13 protein-coding genes are annotated in these 17,643 nt (G+C 71.7%); 5 read left to right on the top strand and 8 right to left on the bottom strand.

Going from position 1 to position 17,643, the window contains the following annotated elements:
• Positions 1 to 75 precede the first annotated feature (75 nt).
• Entirely contained in the window at positions 76 to 777 is a 702-nt protein-coding gene (locus tag ACZ6KO_RS18290) for a nitroreductase family protein (RefSeq protein ID WP_469304944.1), read from the top strand.
• Between the two features lie 89 nt (positions 778 to 866).
• Here ACZ6KO_RS18290 and pruA read toward each other — a convergent pair whose 3' ends face one another.
• Together pruA and ACZ6KO_RS18280 are read right to left on the bottom strand one after the other, a co-directional pair.
• Positions 867 to 2,498: an L-glutamate gamma-semialdehyde dehydrogenase gene (gene pruA / locus ACZ6KO_RS18285; protein ID WP_469304943.1), complete on the bottom strand. Its 1,632-nt coding sequence runs from the start codon at positions 2,496 to 2,498 to the stop codon at positions 867 to 869.
• A 20-nt stretch (positions 2,499 to 2,518) separates the two neighbouring features.
• Positions 2,519 to 3,445 carry a proline dehydrogenase family protein gene (locus ACZ6KO_RS18280; protein ID WP_401452761.1) on the bottom strand — a complete coding sequence of 309 codons (927 nt, stop codon included), beginning with the start codon at positions 3,443 to 3,445 and terminating at the stop codon, positions 2,519 to 2,521.
• 199 nt (positions 3,446 to 3,644) lie between these two features.
• On the opposite strand from ACZ6KO_RS18280, the gene ACZ6KO_RS18275 reads away from it, so the two are divergent.
• From ACZ6KO_RS18275 to ACZ6KO_RS18265, 3 genes are all read left to right on the top strand, one after another.
• Positions 3,645 to 4,808, top strand: a complete 1,164-nt coding sequence (locus ACZ6KO_RS18275) for a PucR family transcriptional regulator (protein ID WP_469305018.1) — start codon at positions 3,645 to 3,647, stop codon at positions 4,806 to 4,808.
• Between the two features lie 155 nt (positions 4,809 to 4,963).
• Positions 4,964 to 5,572 carry a GPP34 family phosphoprotein gene (locus tag ACZ6KO_RS18270; RefSeq protein ID WP_469304942.1) on the top strand — a complete coding sequence of 203 codons (609 nt, stop codon included), beginning with the start codon at positions 4,964 to 4,966 and terminating at the stop codon, positions 5,570 to 5,572.
• Between the two features lie 143 nt (positions 5,573 to 5,715).
• Positions 5,716 to 6,690, top strand: a complete 975-nt coding sequence (locus ACZ6KO_RS18265) for an NAD(P)-dependent alcohol dehydrogenase (RefSeq protein WP_469304941.1) — start codon at positions 5,716 to 5,718, stop codon at positions 6,688 to 6,690.
• Between the two features lie 73 nt (positions 6,691 to 6,763).
• On the opposite strand, the gene serA is transcribed toward ACZ6KO_RS18265, so the two are convergent.
• The 6 genes from serA to ACZ6KO_RS18235 form a co-directional block, all read right to left on the bottom strand.
• Complete coding sequence (gene serA / locus ACZ6KO_RS18260; RefSeq protein ID WP_469304940.1) at positions 6,764 to 8,353, bottom strand: phosphoglycerate dehydrogenase; 1,590 nt, start codon at positions 8,351 to 8,353, stop codon at positions 6,764 to 6,766.
• Between the two features lie 273 nt (positions 8,354 to 8,626).
• Positions 8,627 to 9,628, bottom strand: coding sequence for a ketol-acid reductoisomerase (gene ilvC, locus ACZ6KO_RS18255; protein WP_401452753.1), 1,002 nt, complete (start codon positions 9,626 to 9,628; stop codon positions 8,627 to 8,629).
• Positions 9,629 to 9,715: 87 nt separating this feature from the next.
• Entirely contained in the window at positions 9,716 to 10,240 is a 525-nt protein-coding gene (ilvN, locus tag ACZ6KO_RS18250; protein WP_389475631.1) for an acetolactate synthase small subunit, read from the bottom strand.
• 31 nt (positions 10,241 to 10,271) lie between these two features.
• The gene (locus ACZ6KO_RS18245) at positions 10,272 to 12,158 is read right to left on the bottom strand and encodes an acetolactate synthase large subunit (RefSeq protein ID WP_469304939.1); all 1,887 of its coding nucleotides are present in this window, start codon (positions 12,156 to 12,158) and stop codon (positions 10,272 to 10,274) included.
• 221 nt (positions 12,159 to 12,379) lie between these two features.
• Complete coding sequence (locus ACZ6KO_RS18240; protein ID WP_469304938.1) at positions 12,380 to 15,274, bottom strand: putative bifunctional diguanylate cyclase/phosphodiesterase; 2,895 nt, start codon at positions 15,272 to 15,274, stop codon at positions 12,380 to 12,382.
• Between the two features lie 274 nt (positions 15,275 to 15,548).
• Positions 15,549 to 16,496: a 2-hydroxyacid dehydrogenase gene (locus ACZ6KO_RS18235; RefSeq protein ID WP_469304937.1), complete on the bottom strand. Its 948-nt coding sequence runs from the start codon at positions 16,494 to 16,496 to the stop codon at positions 15,549 to 15,551.
• A gap of 73 nt (positions 16,497 to 16,569) precedes the next feature.
• Between ACZ6KO_RS18235 and ACZ6KO_RS18230 the strand changes: the two genes are divergently transcribed.
• Entirely contained in the window at positions 16,570 to 17,577 is a 1,008-nt protein-coding gene (locus ACZ6KO_RS18230; RefSeq protein WP_469305017.1) for an aldo/keto reductase, read from the top strand.
• The last annotated feature ends 66 nt before the right edge of the window (positions 17,578 to 17,643 follow it).

The following is a 17,643-nucleotide window of genomic DNA, read 5'->3' as shown; positions in this document are numbered from 1 at the left end:
CAACCAGTGTCCACCCGCCAGGAATCGGCTGGCACATTTCTAGCCGCCCGGTCCGGACCTGGGCAGACTCGGCCCATGTCGCCTACCACCGAGCAGTGGACGCCCACCCACGGCGAGCCCTACCGCCCCGTCGCCTACCGTCCCGAGCGGATGCCGAGCAGCGAATCCCTGGTCCGCGCCGCCGAGTTGCGGGCCCGGATGGACGAGCGCCGCACCGTGCGCCACTTCTCCCCCGACCCCGTGCCCGAGCAGGTCGTCCGCGACGCGATCGCCTGCGCGGCCACCGCCCCCTCCGGCGCGCACCAGCAGCCATGGACGTTCGTCCTGGTCAAGGACCCCGCCATCCGCCAGCAGATCCGGGCGGCGGCCGAGCAGGAGGAGCAGATCTCCTACGACGGCCGGCTCGGCGACGAGTGGCTCGCGGCGCTGCGCCCGCTGGGCACGGACGCGGTCAAGACCCACCTGACGGACGCCCCGGCGCTGATCGTGGTGTTCCAGCAGCGGTACTGGCTCGGCCCGGACGGCACCAAGCGCAAGCACTACTACGTGGACGAGTCGGTCGGCATCGCGGTGGGCATGCTCCTGGCCGCCCTGCACCTGAGCGGTCTGGCGGCGCTGACCCACACCCCGAGCCCGATGCGCTTCCTCTCCCACGTCCTGAACCGCCCCGAGAACGAGAAGGCCTTCGCCGTCATCCCGGTGGGCTACCCCGCGGACGAGTGCGAGGTCCCGGACCTGACCCGCAAGTCCCTGGACCAGGTCATGGTCGAGGTCTAGGGACCTCGGGGAAGGCCCGGACATGGAAACCGCCCCCGCTCCGGACTTGGGGGTACCGGAACGGGGGCGGGGTCATGCGCAGGGCGCGATCAGCCCATGTGGGGGTAGCCGTACTCGGTCGGCGGGACCAGGGTCTCCTTGATGGAGCGGGTCGAGGTCCAGCGCAGCAGGTTGGAGGCGGCGCCCGCCTTGTCGTTGGTGCCCGAGGCACGGCCGCCGCCGAAGGGCTGCTGGCCGACGACGGCGCCGGTCGACTTGTCGTTGATGTAGAAGTTGCCCGCGGCGAAGCGCAGCTTGTCCATCGCGTCCGCGGCCGCGTAGCGGTCGGCGGCGATGACCGAGCCGGTCAGGGCGTACGCCGAGACGGACTCCATCTGGGCCAGCATCGCGTCGAAGTCGGCGTCCTCGTAGACGTACACGGCCAGGATCGGGCCGAAGTACTCGGTCGTGAAGACCTCGTTCTCCGGGTCGGTGCACGCGATCACGGTCGGGCGCACGAAGTAGCCCTCGGAGTCGTCGTACGTGCCGCCGGCGACGATGGTGCAGGTCGGGTCGGCCTTCGCACGGTCGATCGCGGCCTTGTTCTTGGCGAAGGAGCGCTCGTCGATGACCGCGCCGATGAAGTTCGACAGGTCGGTGACGGGGCCCATCGTGATGCCGTCGACCTCGGCCGCGAACTGCTCCTTGAAGCCGTCGTTCCAGATGGAGGCCGGGACGTAGGCGCGCGAGGACGCCGAGCACTTCTGGCCCTGGAACTCGAAGGAGCCGCGGGTCAGCGCGGTCTTCAGGATCGCGCGGTCCGCGGACGGGTGCGCGACGACGAAGTCCTTGCCGCCGGTCTCGCCGACCAGGCGCGGGTAGGACTTGTACGTCTCGATGTTGTTGCCGACCGTCTTCCACAGGTACTGGAAGGTCTTGGTCGAGCCGGTGAAGTGGATGCCGGCCAGCTCCGGGTGGGCCAGGGCGACCTCGGAGACGGCGATGCCGTCGCCGGTGACCAGGTTGATGACGCCCTTGGGCAGGCCCGCCTCCTCCAGGAGCTCCATCAGGAGGACCGCGGAGTGGGTCTGCGTCGGGGACGGCTTCCACAGGACCACGTTGCCCATCAGGGCGGGAGCGGTCGGCAGGTTGCCCGCGATGGCCGTGAAGTTGAACGGCGTGATCGCGTAGACGAAGCCCTCCAGCGGGCGGTGGTCGCTGCGGTTCCACACGCCGGCGGAGTTGGCGACCGGCTGCTCGGCCAGGATCTGCCGGGCGAAGTGCACGTTGAAGCGCCAGAAGTCGACGAGCTCGCACGGGGTGTCGATCTCGGCCTGCTGGGCGGTCTTGGACTGGCCGAGCATGGTGGAGGCGGCCAGCTTCTCGCGCCACGGGCCGGCGAGCAGCTCGGCGGCGCGCAGGATGATCGCGGCACGGTCGTCGAAGGAGGTCGCGCGCCAGGCCGGGGCGGCGGCGAGGGCGGCCTCGATCGCGTCGCGGGCGTCGTCCTGGGTGGCGTTGGCGTACGTACCGAGCACCGACTTGTGGTCGTGCGGCTGGACCACGTCGAAGCGCTCGCCGGCGCCCATCCGCTTGACGCCGCCGATGGTCATCGGGAGGTCGATCGGGTTCTCGGCCAGCTGCTTGAGCTGGGCTTCGAGGCGCGCGCGCTCCGCGCTGCCGGGGGCGTACGAGTGGACCGGCTCGTTGACCGGCGCGGGGACCTGGGTCACAGCATCCATGGGTCTGGTAACTCCTTGACCTAGTTCTTGGTGATCATCGAGCGGACGAAGAAGAGCAGGTTGGCCGGCTTCTCGGCCAGGCGGCGCATGAAATAGCCGTACCAGTCCGTGCCGTACGCCGTGTAGACGCGCATCCGGTGGCCCTCGGCCGCCAGCCGCAGGTGCTCCTCGCTGCGGATGCCGTACAGCATCTGGAACTCGTACTCGTCCAGCTTGCGCCCGGCCTTGCGGGCCAGCTCCTGGGTGATGGCGATCAGACGCGGGTCGTGCGACCCGATCATCGGGTAGCCCTCACCCTCCATGAGGATCTTCAGGATGCGGACGTACGCCTTGTCGATCTCCGCCTTGTCCTGGTACGCGACCTCGGCCGGCTCCTTGTAGGCGCCCTTGACGATGCGGACGCGGCTGCCGGCGGCGGCCAGGCGGCGGGCGTCGGCCTCGGTGCGGAAGAGGTAGGCCTGGATGACGCATCCGGTCTGCGGGAAGTCCTTGCGCAGTTCCTCGTGGATGGCGAACATCGAGTCGAGGGTGGTGTGGTCCTCGGCGTCCAGGGTGACGGTGGTGCCGATGGCGGCGGCGGCCTCGACGACCGGGCGGACGTTGGCGAGCGCCAGCTCGTGGCCGCCCTCCAGGGCCTGGCCGAACATGGACAGCTTGACCGACATCTCGGCCCGCTCGCCCAGCTCCAGGTGCGCCAGCTCCGCGATGAGCTCCAGGTAGGCGTCACGGGCCGCGTGGGACTGCTCCACGGTCGTGATGTCCTCGCCCACCACGTCGAGGGTCACCTCCAGGCCCTTGCCCGTGAGGTCCATGACGATCGGGATGACCTGGTCGACCGTCTCGCCGGGGATGAACCGGTTCACCACGGGCTTGGTCACCGGAGCGGCAGAGACGATTCGGCGCATCTTGTCGCTGCGGGACGCGGCGAGGATCGCGGGACCCAGCACGGGGCACCTCCAACGGGTGGCGGAAAGCGAATGCCGGACACCGCCAGTGAAGGCGGAGGCCGTAAAAGGAACGCAAGTAAAACCACCGTGAAACCTAAGGATCGCCTCGATCGTCGGCCATCGACAGCTGTCACGCATCCGTGTCCGCGATCTCATACAGATGTCTGAGGACACCGCCGAGGGGTGGGAGAATGTCCGGGTGAAGGGCGATTACCAGGACCTGGTGGACGAGATCTCGGCGCTGCTGGGCGCCCCGGCGACGCTGGAGAACCGGGATTTCCGCCTCATCGCCTTCGGCGCGCACGACAGTGACGACGACCTCGCGATGGACCCGGTCCGCACCCGCTCGATCCTGACCCGCCAGTCCACGCCGGCCGTGCGCACCTGGTTCGAGGCCTTCGGCATCGCCCGCGCGAGCGGGCCGGTACGGATCCCGGCCGCGCCCGACGCGGGCGTCTTCCGGGGGCGGATCTGCCTGCCGGCGCGCTTCCGGGGCATCGTCCAGGGGTACGTGTGGCTGCTCGACGCCGAGCCGGGGCCGGACCCCGGCCAGCTGGACGCGGCCATGGAGGTGGCCGCCCGCATCGGGGTGCTGCTGGCCGAGGAGGCGAAGGCCGGGGCGGACCTCTCGCGCGAGTTCCGGGCCGTGCTGACCGCCGGCCGGGGCTGGCAGCGGGACATGGCGGTGGCCGCGCTGCGGGTGGCGCTGGGGCCGGGGGCGGACGGACTGCACGCGATGGTGTGCGTGGCGCCGTGGCCGGGGGACGCGCCCCCGTCGGTGCCCGGCGCGGCGGCGGTGTGCGTGGCCCCCTGGCGGCCGGGGCCGCACGGGGAGGCCGCCGACTCCGGCGCGCAGGGCGGCGGGGCACTGGCCGTGCTCGTCCGGCTGCGCTCGGCCGACGCCCTGGGCCCGGCGCTGACGGCGGCCACCCGGCTGCTGCCCGAGGGGGCCGCCGCAGGCGTCGCGGAGCCCTCCCGGGGACCGGCGGAGCTGGGGACGGCCTGGGAACAGGCGGTCGCGGCGGCCCGGGCGGCGGTGGCGCAGCCCAGGCTCGGGCCGGTGGCCCAGTGGTCGCGGATCGGGGCGTACCGGATGCTGGCGGCGCTCGCGGGGAACGCACCCGGTGACCCGGCGACCCGGGCGCTGCTCGGCCCGGCGCACCCGGAACTGGCCCGCACCGCGGAGGTGTTCCTGGACTGCGCGGGGCAGGCGGGGCGCGCGGCGGCGGCCCTGGGCATCCACCGTCAGACGCTGTACTACCGGCTCTCCCGCGTGGAGCAGCTGACCGGCCTCGACCTGGACGAGGGCGAGGACCGGCTGCTGCTCCACATGGCCCTCAAGGCGGCCCGGCTGCAGGGCTGACGGGCGGACGGGCGGACCGGCGCGTGGATCCGGTTCTTACGGAATCGGAAATTCTCGCCGTCGGGCGCGCGCGGGTGGACCGGAGATGATCTGCTGGTCCCCGGGGGCCGTAGCCGTTCCCGGGCATGTCCTGAAACGACTGACGTGGAGCCGTCATGACCACACCGCGGGACCTGATGACCATCGCGCTGGACGTACCGTCCGGCCGGCAGGTGGAACGGGGCGACCTCGCCCTCGCGCTGGCGGGGGCCGAGCTGATCGACCTCCTGGCCGCCGGGGCGGTCTCCCTGGACGGCGACCGGATCGCGCCGGGCGACCGGCCGGCCCCGGCCGACCCCCTGCTGGAGGCGGCCGCGTCGGCGGTCGTCGCCGCCCCGCCGTACGAGCCGGTCGCGGACTGGCTCTGGCGCCGGGGTGACGGCCTGGCCGCGGACTACCGGACGGCGTTCGAGTCCGAGGGGCTGCTCGCCCCACGGCGCTCCCGCGGCCTGGGCCTGCGACGCGGCGGCCGTACGGAGCTGTCCGATACGCCCGGCCGCCGCCGTGCGGCCGAGCGCCTGGCCACCGGCGAGCCGGTCCTCGCCGCCTTCGCGTCGGCCCTCGGGGTCGGCGCGCGGGAGGGCGCGGACGCGCCGGAGGTGACCGACGACGCGGTCGCGACCGTCCTGGCCGCCGTCCACGACGCGCTGCTGGAGCTGGAGGGCGTCCGCCAGCGCCGCGCCGTCGAGGACGCCGCCTTCGACAACATCTGGCGGGGCCAGTAACACCGGGCGGCATCCCCGACGGCCTCCCTAGGGCCCTTCCCCGATATCCACGCGCGGGTCCTTCCCCTACCGTCTCGTGTAGGGCCGATTCCGGCCGACCGGGACCGAGTTCCGGCCGTCGTACGCGCAGGTGACGGAGACCCATGAAGGCGATAGTGCAAGGCCGCTACGGGTCGCCCGACGTCCTGGAGTTCAGGGACGTCGAGCGGCCGGCGCCCACCGGCCACGAGGTGCTGATCCGGGTCCACGCCGCGTCGGTCAACGCCCGGGACTGGCACATCATGCGGGGGGACCCGTACGTGGCGCGCCTGGCGTTCGGGATCCGCAGGCCCAGGGCGCGCGTCCGGGGCTCGGACTTCGCCGGCCGGGTGGAGGCGGTGGGCGCGGAGGTGACCGGGTTCCGGCCCGGCGACGAGGTGTTCGGCGAGTATGACGGGGCGTTCGCCGAGTACGTGTGCGCTCCGGAGCACCTGGTGGAGCGCAAACCCGGCCGGCTGACGTTCGAGCAGGCGGCCGCACTGCCACTGGCGGGGAACACCGCCCTCATGGGGCTGCGCGACCTGGGGCGGGTGGAGCCGGGACAGCGCGTCCTGGTCAACGGGGCGTCAGGCGGAGTGGGGACGTTCGCCGTCCAGATCGCCAAGGCGCTGGGCGCCCACGTGACCGGCGTGTGCAGCACCCGGAACGTGGACCTGGTGCGGTCCCTGGGGGCGGACGAGGTCGTGGACTACACCCGGGAGGACGTCACCCGCACCGGCCGGCTCCACGACGTGGTGCTCGACCTGGTGGGCAACCGCACGCTGGCCGAGTGGCGCCGCACCCTGAGCGGCACGGGCACGCTCGTCCTCTCCGGCGGGGGCGTGTCCGGCGGCGCCAGCGTGTTCGGGCCGATCGGGCTCATCCTCAGGGGGTGGGCGATGGCGCCGTTCGTCGGCCACCGGCTGCTCGTGCTCACGGCGACCCCGAGCAGGGAGAACCTGGCCACGCTGCGGGACCTGGCCGCGTCCGGCGACATCACGCCCAGCGTCGACCGCACCTACCCGCTGGCCGACGCGGCCGAGGCCATCCGGTACGTCGAGGTGGAGCACGCCCGCGCGAAGGTCGTCCTCATCGTCTGACGCCGTGGCGCCGACACGCGAAAGGGCCCGGGGAGACCCCGGGCCCTGTCCGCGTTCAGGTGCGCCGTGCCGTTCAGCCCAGGTTGACCGAGCGGGCCGACGACGCGCCGATCTCGGTGGCGATGTCCGCGAGGACGTTCGCCGGGACGGCCGCGTCCACGGTCAGGACGACCACGGCCTCGCCGCCCTCCTCGGCACGGGCGACCTGCATGCCCGCGATGTTCAGACCGGCCTCGCCGAGGTGGCGGCCGACGGTGCCGACGACGCCGGGACGGTCGGTGTAGCGCAGCACGATCATGTGGTCGGCGAGCGCCAGGTCCACGTCGTAGTCACCGATGCCGACGATCTTCTGCAGGTGCTTGGGGCCGGCGAGGGTGCCGGAGACCGACACCTCCTGACCGTCCGCCAGGGTGCCGCGCACGATCACCACGTTGCGGTGGTCCGGGGACTCCGAGCTGGTGGTCAGGCGGACCTCGACGCCGCGCTCCTGCGCGAACAGCGGGGCGTTGACGTAGGAGACCGTCTCGTCGACGACGTCCTCGAAGACGCCCTTGAGCGCGGAGAGTTCGAGCACCTTGACGTCGTGCTGGGTGATCTCGCCGCAGACCTCGACGTCGAGCCGGACCGCGACCTCGCCCGCGAGGGCGGTGAAGATCCGGCCGAGCTTCTCGGCGAGCGGCAGGCCCGGACGGACGTCCTCGGCGATGACGCCGCCCTGGACGTTGACCGCGTCCGGCACGAGTTCACCGGCGAGCGCGAGGCGTACCGACGTGGCGACCGAGATACCGGCCTTCTCCTGGGCCTCGTCCGTGGACGCGCCGAGGTGCGGGGTGCAGACGACCTGGTCCAGCTCGAAGAGCGGGGAGTCCGTGCAGGGCTCCTTCGCGTACACGTCGAGGCCGGCGCCCGCGACGCGGCCCTCCTTGATGGCCGAGTACAGCGCGGCCTCGTCCACGATCCCGCCGCGGGCGGCGTTGACGATCCGGACGGAGGGCTTCACCTTGTGCAGGGCCTCGTCGCCGATGAGACCGAGGGTCTCGGGCGTCTTGGGCAGGTGCACGGTGATGAAGTCGGCGGCCTCCAGCAGCTCGTCCAGCGTCAGCATCTTGACGCCCATCTGGGCGGCGCGCGCGGGCTGCACGTAGGGGTCGTAGGCCACGACCTTCATGCCGAAGGCGGACATGCGCTGGGCGACCAGCACACCGATGCGGCCGAGGCCGACGACACCGAGGGTCTTCTCGCTGAGCTCGACACCCGTGTACTTGTTCCGCTTCCACTCACCGTTCTTCAGGGCGGTGTTGGCCTGCGGGATGTTGCGGGCAGTGGCGATCAGCAGACCGCAGGCGAGCTCGGCGGCGGTGACGATGTTGGAGGTCGGGGCGTTCACGACCATCACGCCGGCCTTGGTGGCGGCGGAGACGTCGACGTTGTCCAGGCCGACGCCCGCGCGGGCGATGACCTTGAGCTTCTTGGCGGCGGCGATCGCCTCGGCGTCGACCTTGGTGGCGGAGCGCACCAGGATGGCGTCCACGTCCACGATCGCGGGGAGCAGCTCCGCGCGGTCCGCGCCGTTGCAGTTCCGGATCTCGAAGTCGGGGCCGAGCGCCTCGACGGTCGCGGGCGACAGCTCTTCGGCGATGAGTACGACAGGTTTCGAGCTCACGTGGGTCCTCACAAGTCCAGTGCAGACGGCCGTCCCGAGGCCGCAGGCGGTGGAGGGGGTAACCGCGTGGAAGACGCACGACACTGTGGGCCTGACGCGTATGTGTTGAGCAGTGTAGTGGCGGCGGGGGGCGGGTTTTCCGCCTGTCCGGAAGGATCACCCGTCCGGGGTTGGCCGGGGTGGACAAGCCGCACTACGGAAAGGCCATATTCCGGCCGGAGCCGGGTGTGCGGCGGGGCCGGGACGCGTACGTCCCGGCCCCGCCGCCGAGGATCAGTTCTCCTCGCTGTCCACCCAGCTCATCAGCTTGCGCAGCTTCTTGCCGGTGGTCTCCAGCAGGTGCTCCTCGTCGGCCTTCTTGTACTCGTTGTACTTCGGCAGACCGGCCTGGTACTCGGCCATCCAGGTCTTGGCGAAGGTGCCGTCCTGGATCTCGGCGAGGACCTTCTTCATCTCGGCCTTGGTGGCGTCGGTGATGATGCGGGGGCCGGTGACGTAGTCGCCCCACTCGGCGGTCTCGGAGACCGACCAGCGCATCTTCTCCAGGCCGCCCTCGTACATGAGGTCCACGATGAGCTTCAGCTCGTGCAGGCACTCGAAGTACGCGATCTCCGGCTGGTAGCCGGCCTCGGTCAGGGTCTCGAAGCCGGCCTTGACCAGGGCGGAGGCGCCACCGCAGAGGACGGCCTGCTCACCGAACAGGTCGGTCTCGGTCTCCTCGGTGAAGGTGGTCTTGATGACGCCGGCGCGGGTGCCGCCGATGCCGGCCGCGTAGGAGAGCGCCAGCTTGAAGGCCTCGCCGGTGTAGTCCTGCTCGACGGCGGCGATGCAGGGCACGCCGCGGCCCTCCTCGTACTGACGGCGGACCAGGTGGCCCGGGCCCTTGGGGGCGACGAGGGCGACGTCCACGTTGGCCGGGGGCTTGATGAAGCCGTAGCGGACGTTGAAGCCGTGACCGAAGAAGAGCGCGTCGCCGTCCTTGAGGTTGTCCTTGATGGACTCCTCGTACACCTTCGCCTGGATCGGGTCCGGGGTCAGGATCATGATGACGTCGGCCTCGGCCGCGGCCTCGGCCACGGAAACGACGCGCAGACCCTGCTCCTCGGCCTTGGCCTTCGACTTCGAGCCCTCCTGGAGGCCGACGCGGACGTCGACGCCGGAGTCACGCAGCGACAGCGCGTGGGCGTGGCCCTGGCTGCCGTAGCCGATGACCGCGACCTTGCGGCCCTGGATGATGGACAGGTCGGCGTCGTTCTCGTAGAACAGCTCGGCCACTGGGATATCTCCTTGGTGCGCTGGTGTTGCTCCCACCGTACGGCGGGGAACGTAAGTAAGGGTTTCAGGTCTCGCGATGCGAGCGGGTCAGGCGCTGCGGTCCAGGGCCCGCAGGCTGCGGTCCGTGATGGACCGGCCGCCACGCCCTATGGCGATCGTGCCGGACTGCACGAGTTCCTTGATGCCGAAGGGCTCCAGCATCTTGAGCATCGCGCCGAGCTTGTCGGCGCCGCCGGTGGCCTCGATGGTGACGGCCTCCGGGGAGACGTCGACGGTCTTGGCGCGGAACAGCTGGACGATCTCGACGATCTGCGAGCGGGTCTCGTTGTCGGCGCGGACCTTCACCAGGACGAGCTCGCGCTCGATCGCGGAGGAGGGCTCCAGCTCGACGATCTTGAGGACGTTGACCAGCTTGTTGAGCTGCTTGGTCACCTGCTCCAGCGGGAGGTCCTCGACGTTGACCACGATCGTGATGCGGGAGATGTCGGGGTGCTCGGTGACACCGACCGCGAGGGAGTCGATGTTGAAGCCGCGGCGGGAGAACAGCGCGGCGATCCGGGCGAGGATGCCGGGGGTGTTCTCGACCAGGACCGAGAGCGTGTGCTTGGACATGTGAGTCGTTCTCTCTCTTTCGGCTCTCGGCTCAGTCGTCTTCGTTGTCGCCGAAGTCGGGACGGACGCCCCGGGCGGCCATGACCTCGTCGTTGGAGGTGCCGGCGGCGACCATCGGCCACACCATGGCGTCCTCGTGGACGATGAAGTCGACGACCACCGTGCGGTCGTTGATCGCGTTGGCCTCGGCGATGACCTTGTCCAGGTCGGCCGGGTCCTCGCAGCGCAGCGCCACACAGCCCATGGCCTCGGAGAGCTTGACGAAGTCCGGGACGCGGGTGCCCTTGCGGGGCGCGTTGGACTCGCCCAGCTGGGAGCCGACCGTGTCGTGGCCGGTCTCGTCGGCGTGCAGGACGGTGTTGGAGTACCGCTGGTTGTAGAAGAGGGTCTGCCACTGGCGGACCATGCCCAGCGCACCGTTGTTGATGATCGCGACCTTGATCGGGATGTTGTTCAGTGCGCAGGTGACCAGTTCCTGATTGGTCATCTGGAAGCAGCCGTCGCCGTCGATCGCCCAGACCGTACGGTCCGGCTCGCCCACCTTGGCGCCCATCGCGGCGGGGACCGCGTAGCCCATGGTTCCGGCGCCGCCGGAGTTCAGCCAGGTGCGGGGCTCCTCGTAGTTGACGAAGTGCGAGGCCCACATCTGGTGCTGGCCGACGCCGGCCGCGAAGATGGTGCCCTGCGGCGCCAGCTGGCCGATGCGCTCGATGACCTGCTGCGGCGAGAGCATGCCGTCGTCGGGCAGGTCGTAGCCCAGCGGGTAGGTGTCGCGCCAGCGGTTGAGGTCGTTCCACCAGGCGGTGTAGTCGCCGGCGTTGCCCTCGGTGTGCTCGGCCTGGACGGCCTGGATCAGATCGGCGATCACCTCGCGGGCGTCACCGACGATCGGGACGTCGACCGCACGGTTCTTGCCGATCTCGGCGGGGTCGATGTCCGCGTGGATGACCTTGGCGAACGGGGCGAAGCTGTCGAGCTTGCCGGTGACGCGGTCGTCGAAACGGGTGCCCAGGGCGATCAGCAGGTCGGACTTCTGCAGGGCGGTGACGGCGGTGACGGCGCCGTGCATGCCCGGCATGCCGACGTGCAGCGGGTGGCTGTCGGGGAAGGAGCCCAGCGCCATCAGCGTGGTGGTGACCGGGACGCCGGTGAGCTCGGCGAGGACCTTCAGCTCGGCGGTGGCGCCGGACTTCATCACGCCGCCGCCGACGTACAGGACCGGGCGCTTGGCCTGGCAGATGAGCTTGGCGGCCTCGCGGATCTGCTTGGCGTGCGGCTTGGTGACCGGCCGGTAACCGGGCAGGTCCTGGCTGGGCGGCCAGCTGAAGGTGGTCCGGGCCTGGAGGGCGTCCTTGGCGATGTCGACGAGGACCGGGCCGGGGCGGCCGGTCGAGGCGATGTGGAACGCCTCGGCGATCGTCCGGGGGATGTCCTCGGCCTTGGTGACCAGGAAGTTGTGCTTGGTGATCGGCATGGTGATGCCGACGATGTCCGCCTCCTGGAAGGCGTCGGTGCCGATCGCCTTGGAGGAGACCTGGCCGGTGATCGCGACGAGCGGGACGGAGTCCATGTGCGCGTCGGCGATCGGGGTGACCAGGTTGGTGGCGCCCGGGCCGGAGGTGGCCATGCAGACACCGACCTTGCCGGTGGCCTGCGCGTAGCCGGTGGCGGCGTGGCCGGCCCCCTGCTCGTGGCGGACCAGGATGTGACGGACCTTCTTCGAGTCCATCATCGGGTCGTACGCGGGGAGGATGGCGCCGCCCGGGATGCCGAAGACGGTGTCGCACCCCACCTCTTCGAGAGAGCGGATGAGGGACTGCGCGCCCGTGACGTGCTCAACTGCGGGGGACTGCTGTCCGCCGGTACGGGCCCGCGGCTGCGGATGGTGGGCCCCGGTGGCCTGCTCGGTCATCGGCATTCTCTTCTCGAAGCTGAGGGTTTTACGGGGAATCGACGTGTGCGACGTGTGCGACGTGTGCCAGTGCAACAAAAAACCCCTCGTGCCGGCAGGCAAGCGAGGGGAGCGCGTCGGGGGTGTGGAGCGGGGACAGGTGGGCCCCAGCTTCAGCCGACGCGCTTTCCAAGTACGAGAATTCGGGTGCGCATGGCACTGACCCTCCCTCTGCCGGGAGGTTGATGTCAAGTGGGTGGGATGGGCGTCTCATTATGTGAGCCCCTCCGGATGGCCAGGGAGCCCCCCAGGGAACCGCCGGCCAAGGCAGGCTGGGCCGCCCCACCCGGTACTGGAAACGTACTCCTGCCCAGGGCCCGGCGCAGCCGGTATTCGTCCAGGGGGCCGGAAAACGCCATTCCCTGGCCATGGGTGCACCCCATGGCGCGCAGGGCCGTCACCTGTTCGGGCAGGTCCACCCCGTCGGCGACCGACTGCATGCCCAGATCATTTGCAATACGCAACAATCCAGCCGTGATCTTGTGCAGCCGGGTCGATTCGACCACGCCCTCGACCAGGCCCCGGTCGAGCTTGAGCACGTCCACGGGGAGCCTGCGCAGGGCGCTGATCGCCGCGTAGCCGCTGCCGAATCCGTCCAGGGCGATCCGTACCCCGAGCCGCCGCAGGGCCGCCAGGCGGCGCTCCAGGTCGTCGAAGGGCACTCTGGGGTCGGAGACGGCCAGCTCCAGGACCAGGGCGCCCGAGGGCAGCCCGTGGCGGGTCAGGAGGGCCTCGAGGGAGCCGTGGGGCATGGCCCGGTCCAGCAGCCGCTCGGCGGTCATACGGACGGACACCGGGATGTCGTGCCCGGCCCGGTGCCGCTCGGCGGCCTGCGTCACGGCCTCCTCCAGCAGCCAGCGGCCCAGCTCCGCCGTGCGCGCTCCGGCGCCGGCGGCGAGACCGGCGGGCGCGGCGGGGCCGTCCGGGCCCTCGCTGTGCTCGGCGACGCGCAGGAACTCGGCCGGGGTGAAGAGGATCCCCCGGGCGGAGCGCCAGCGGGCCTGGGCCGCCACCGCCGTGATCTCGCCGGTGGCCAGCGAGACGACGGGCTGGTGGAGCAGGGCGAACTCGCCGTCGTGGAGCGCGCTGCGCAGCCGGCCGGCGAGCTCGGCCTTGCGGACGACCTCGGCCTGCATCTGGGGGGCGTACAGCTCGACGCGGTCCTTGCCGCCCGCCTTGGCCCGGTACATCGCGAGATCCGCGTTGCGCATCAGGTCCGAAGGGGTGATACCGGGGTCGGCGAAGGCCACGCCGATGCTGGCGGCCACCCGGACCTCGCTGCCCGCGATGCGGTACGGCTGGGAGAGGGTGGTGCGCAGCCGGTCGGCGATCTCGTGGACCTGGTACTCGCGGGCGCTGCGGTCGCGGCTGCCGTCGCCCTGGATCAGAGCGGCGAACTCGTCGCCGCCGAGGCGGGCGGCGGTGTCCCCGGCCCGTACCGAGTCCTGCAGGCGCCGGGCGGCCTCGACGAGCAGCTCGTCGCCGGCCTGGTGGCCGATGGTGTCGTTGACGGCCTTGAAGCCGTCGAGGTCGATGAAGAGCACGGCGGTGCTGTGGTCGCCGGCCCGGCGGCCGGTCAGCGCCTGGCGTACGCGCCGGGTGAACAGGGCCCGGTTGGGCAGGTCGGTCAGCGGATCGTGCTCGGCGCTGTGCTGGAGCTGGGCCTGGAGACGGACCCGCTCGGTGACGTCCCGGCTGTTGAGGATGAGCCCGCCGTGGTGCCGGTTGACGGTGGATTCCACGTTGAGCCACTCGCCGCTGCCGGACTTGAAGCGGCACTCGATGCGGGTGGTGGGTTCCTCGGCGGGCGGCGCGGCCAGGAACCGCCGGACCTCGTGGACGACCCGGCCGAGGTCGTCGGGGTGGATCAGGGCGGAGAGCTGGGAGCCGACGAGCTCCTCCGCCTCGCGGCCGTAGACCCCGGCGGCGGCGGGGCTGACGTAGCGCAGCGTCCCGCTGGGCGCGGCGATCATGATGACGTCGCTGGATCCCTGGACCAGGGAGCGGAAGTGGTTCTCCTGCTGGGCCAGTTCCTGGGTGAGGGCGATGTTGTCGAGCAGCATGATGCCCTGACGGACCACGAGGGCGAGCACGACCGTGCACCCGGTGAAGACGACCACCCGGTCGACCTTCCGGCCGTCCACCACGTTGTAGAGGATGCCCAGCGTGCACACGGCCGCGGCCAGGTAGGGCGTGAGCGCGGGCAGCGAGCCGGTGATCGGCCGGCTGACCGGGCGGGCCCCGCGCGGGCGCCCGGCGCCCTGCGGCACGTGGTGGAACCGGCGGGCCCCCCAGGGCGCGTACGCGAGCAGCAGCGAGCCGGCGAACCAGCCGGCGTCGAGCAGCTGCCCGGACTGGTAGCTGGCGCGCAGCAGGGGCGAGGTGAACAGCGCGTCGCTGAGCACGGTGAGTGCGAGGGCGGCGATGGCGGTGTTCACCGCGGAGCGGTTCCCGGCGGAGCGCCGGAAGTGCAGGACGAGGACCATCGAGACGAGCGCGATGTCCAGGAGCGGGTAGGCGAGCGAGAGCGCGGCGCGCGGGACGCTGCCCGGGGCGCCGGACTGGGCGGTCTGCGCGGTGTGCGCGAGGGCCAGGCTCCAGGACAGGGTCAGCAGCGAGCCGCCGATGAGCCAGGAGTCCAGGGCCAGGCAGACCCAGCCGGCCCGGGTGACCGGGCGCTTGGCGAGGACGAGCAGGCCGACGATGGCGGGCGGCGCGAAGCAGAGGAAGGCGAAGTCGGCGACGGACGGCTCGGGGACCGGGCGGCCCAGGACGACCTCGTACCAGCCCCAGACCGCGTTGCCGCCGGCGCCCATGAGCGAGGAGAAGGCGAACAGCAGCCAGGCGGGGCGCTCACGGCTGTCGTTGGTCCGCGCGTAGTGGTAGCAGGAGACGGCCGCCAGCAGGCCTGCGGCGCACAGCCCGAAGTCGCCCATGATCAGGGCGACTTGCTCGGAACCCCAGCCGAAGGCGGCGCCGACGGCATAGCCGCCGCAGATCAGCGCGAGCGTCAGCTGCGCCGCCAGACCCTTGCCGCCGCTCTGGACCGGCGGCTGGGTCAGGAGCGCCCCGGGGGCGCTCACCGGTCCCCCTCGGTGGCCGGTTTCGGCGCGCCGGAGCGTCGCCCGCGGCGGCTCTGCCGCGTCGGATCCTTCGTCCATTGGCCGTGCATCGCCCGTCGCCCCCCAAAGTGTCCGATCACTCCCCAGCGCCAGACTGTTCGTGGCGCATCCCCCTGTTCCGGACGATACACCACTTTCGTCACTCAGGGATATAGACTATCTACTCTCCGTTACCATGCGGGGGGTTGTGGACACAGTACGCACGCGAACGGATCCGGAGCGTGCACATTCGGACTCATTCCGTGATCATTACGGTGTGTTCGACCGGCTCCCCCGCTGCGAACCGGGTGAGCTGGCGGGCCAGCAGGCGCTTGGCGCGGGGCTCGAACGCCGAGCTGCTGCCGCCGACGTGCGGCGTGATCAGGACATGCGGGGCGTGCCACAGCGGGTGCCCGGCGGGCAGCGGCTCGGGGTCGGTGACGTCGAGCGCCGCGCGCAGCCGCCCCGACTCCAGCTCCGCCAGCAGGGCCGCGGTGTCCACCACCGGACCGCGCGCGATGTTCACCAGCAGGGCGCCGTCCTTCATGCGGGCGAGGAAGGCGGCGTCGGCCAGGCCCCGGGTCGCGTCGGTCAGCGGCGTCGACAGGATGACCACGTCCGCCTCGGGCAGCAGCCCGGGCAGGTCGGCGAGGGCGTGCACGGGCCCGCGCGCGGTGGTGCGCGCCGAGCGCGCGACGCGCGTGATCCGCGCGCACTCGAAGGGCGCGAGCCGGTCCTCGACGGCCGCGCCGACGGCGCCGTAGCCGACGATCAGCACGGCCTTGTCGGCGAGCGCCTCGTAGAAGCCGAAGCGCCACTCCTGGCGGTCCTGGCCGCGCACCATGCCGGGGATGCCGCGCAGGGAGGCGAGGGTGAGGGTGAGGGCCAGTTCGGCCGTGCTCGCGTCGTGGACGCCGCGGGCGTTGCACAGCCGTACGCCGGAGGGCAGGTCCTCGATGCCGCCCAGCACGTGGTCCGTCCCGGCGGTCAGGGTCTGCAGCACGCGCAGCTTCGGCATGAGGGGCAGCGGGCGCAGGACCACCTCCGGCGGCTTCATGTAGGGGGTGACGTAGAAGACGCAGTCGGCGGGGTCCGCCGGGAACTGCTCCTCGCCGTCCCACTGTCGGTACTGGAAGGAAGCGGGCAGGCCTTCGATCTCCCGGGCCGGAAAGGGAAGCCAGACGTCCGCGGTCGTTGAGGTCATGATCACGAGGCTATGCGAAGGCATCGCGATCAAGCCGTTAGTTTGGGTCCGGGAGACGGAGGGGGACGCGGGCGTGGAGCGCAGGTCAATCGGGGCGTCGGCGCTGACGGTGGGCGCGATCGGGCTCGGCTGCATGCCGATGAGCTGGGCGTACGCGGCCTCCCGGCGGCAGGGCACGGAGTCGCTGCGGACCGTGCACACGGCACTGGACCTGGGGGCGAACCTGCTGGACACGGCCGACATGTACGGGCCGTTCACCAATGAGCTGCTGGTCGGCCGGGCCCTGCGGGGGCGGCGCGCGCAGGCGTTCGTGTCGACCAAGGTCGGGCTGATGGTGGGCGACCAGCACGTGGTGGCCAACGGGCGGCCGAGCCATGTGCGGCGGGCCTGCGACGCGTCGCTGCGGCGGCTGCAGACCGATGTGATCGACCTCTACCAGCTGCACCGGGTGGATCCGGAGGTGCCGGTCGAGGAGACCTGGGGCGCGATGGCGGAACTGGTGGGCGCGGGGAAGGTGCGGGCCCTGGGGTTCTGCGCGGTGGGCGCGGGCGCCGGGCCCGGTGCGGGGCGGCGCGGGGACCGGGCGTACGGGGTGACGCTGCGGCACCTGGAGCGGGCGCAGCAGGTGTTCCCGGTGAGCGCGGTGCAGGCGGAACTGTCGGTGTGGTCGCCGCAGGCGGCGTGGCAGCTGCTGCCGTGGTGCGCGGCGCGTGGCGTGGGGTTCCTGGCGGCGATGCCGCTGGGCAGCGGGTTCCTGACCGGGACGCTCACGCCGGGCCAGGGGTTCGAGGAGAGCGACGCGCGGGCCCGGCACCCGCGGTTCACCGCCGAGGCGATGGCCTCCAACCAGGTGCTGGTGGCGGGCCTGCGCCGGGTGGCGAAACGTCACGGCGACGGGGTGACGGCCGCCCAGGTGGCGCTGGCCTGGGTGCTGGCCCAGGGGCCGCAGGTGGTGCCGGTGCCGGGAGCCGAGCGGGCGGCGCTGGCCGCGGAGAACGCGGAGGCCGCGGCCGTGCTGCTCACGGCGGCCGACCTGGCCGAGATCGCGGCCCTGCCGGTGGCGGCGGGAGCCTGGGACTGAGGACCGTTCCCCGGTCCCGGCCGGCTCACACCACTCGATCGGGTGTACGAGCGGCGGAACTTCGCG

The organism is Streptomyces sp. NPDC042102, from assembly GCF_055582305.1.
Note: the sequence above shows the minus strand (reverse complement) of the source record. Positions and strands in the feature narration are given on the sequence as shown.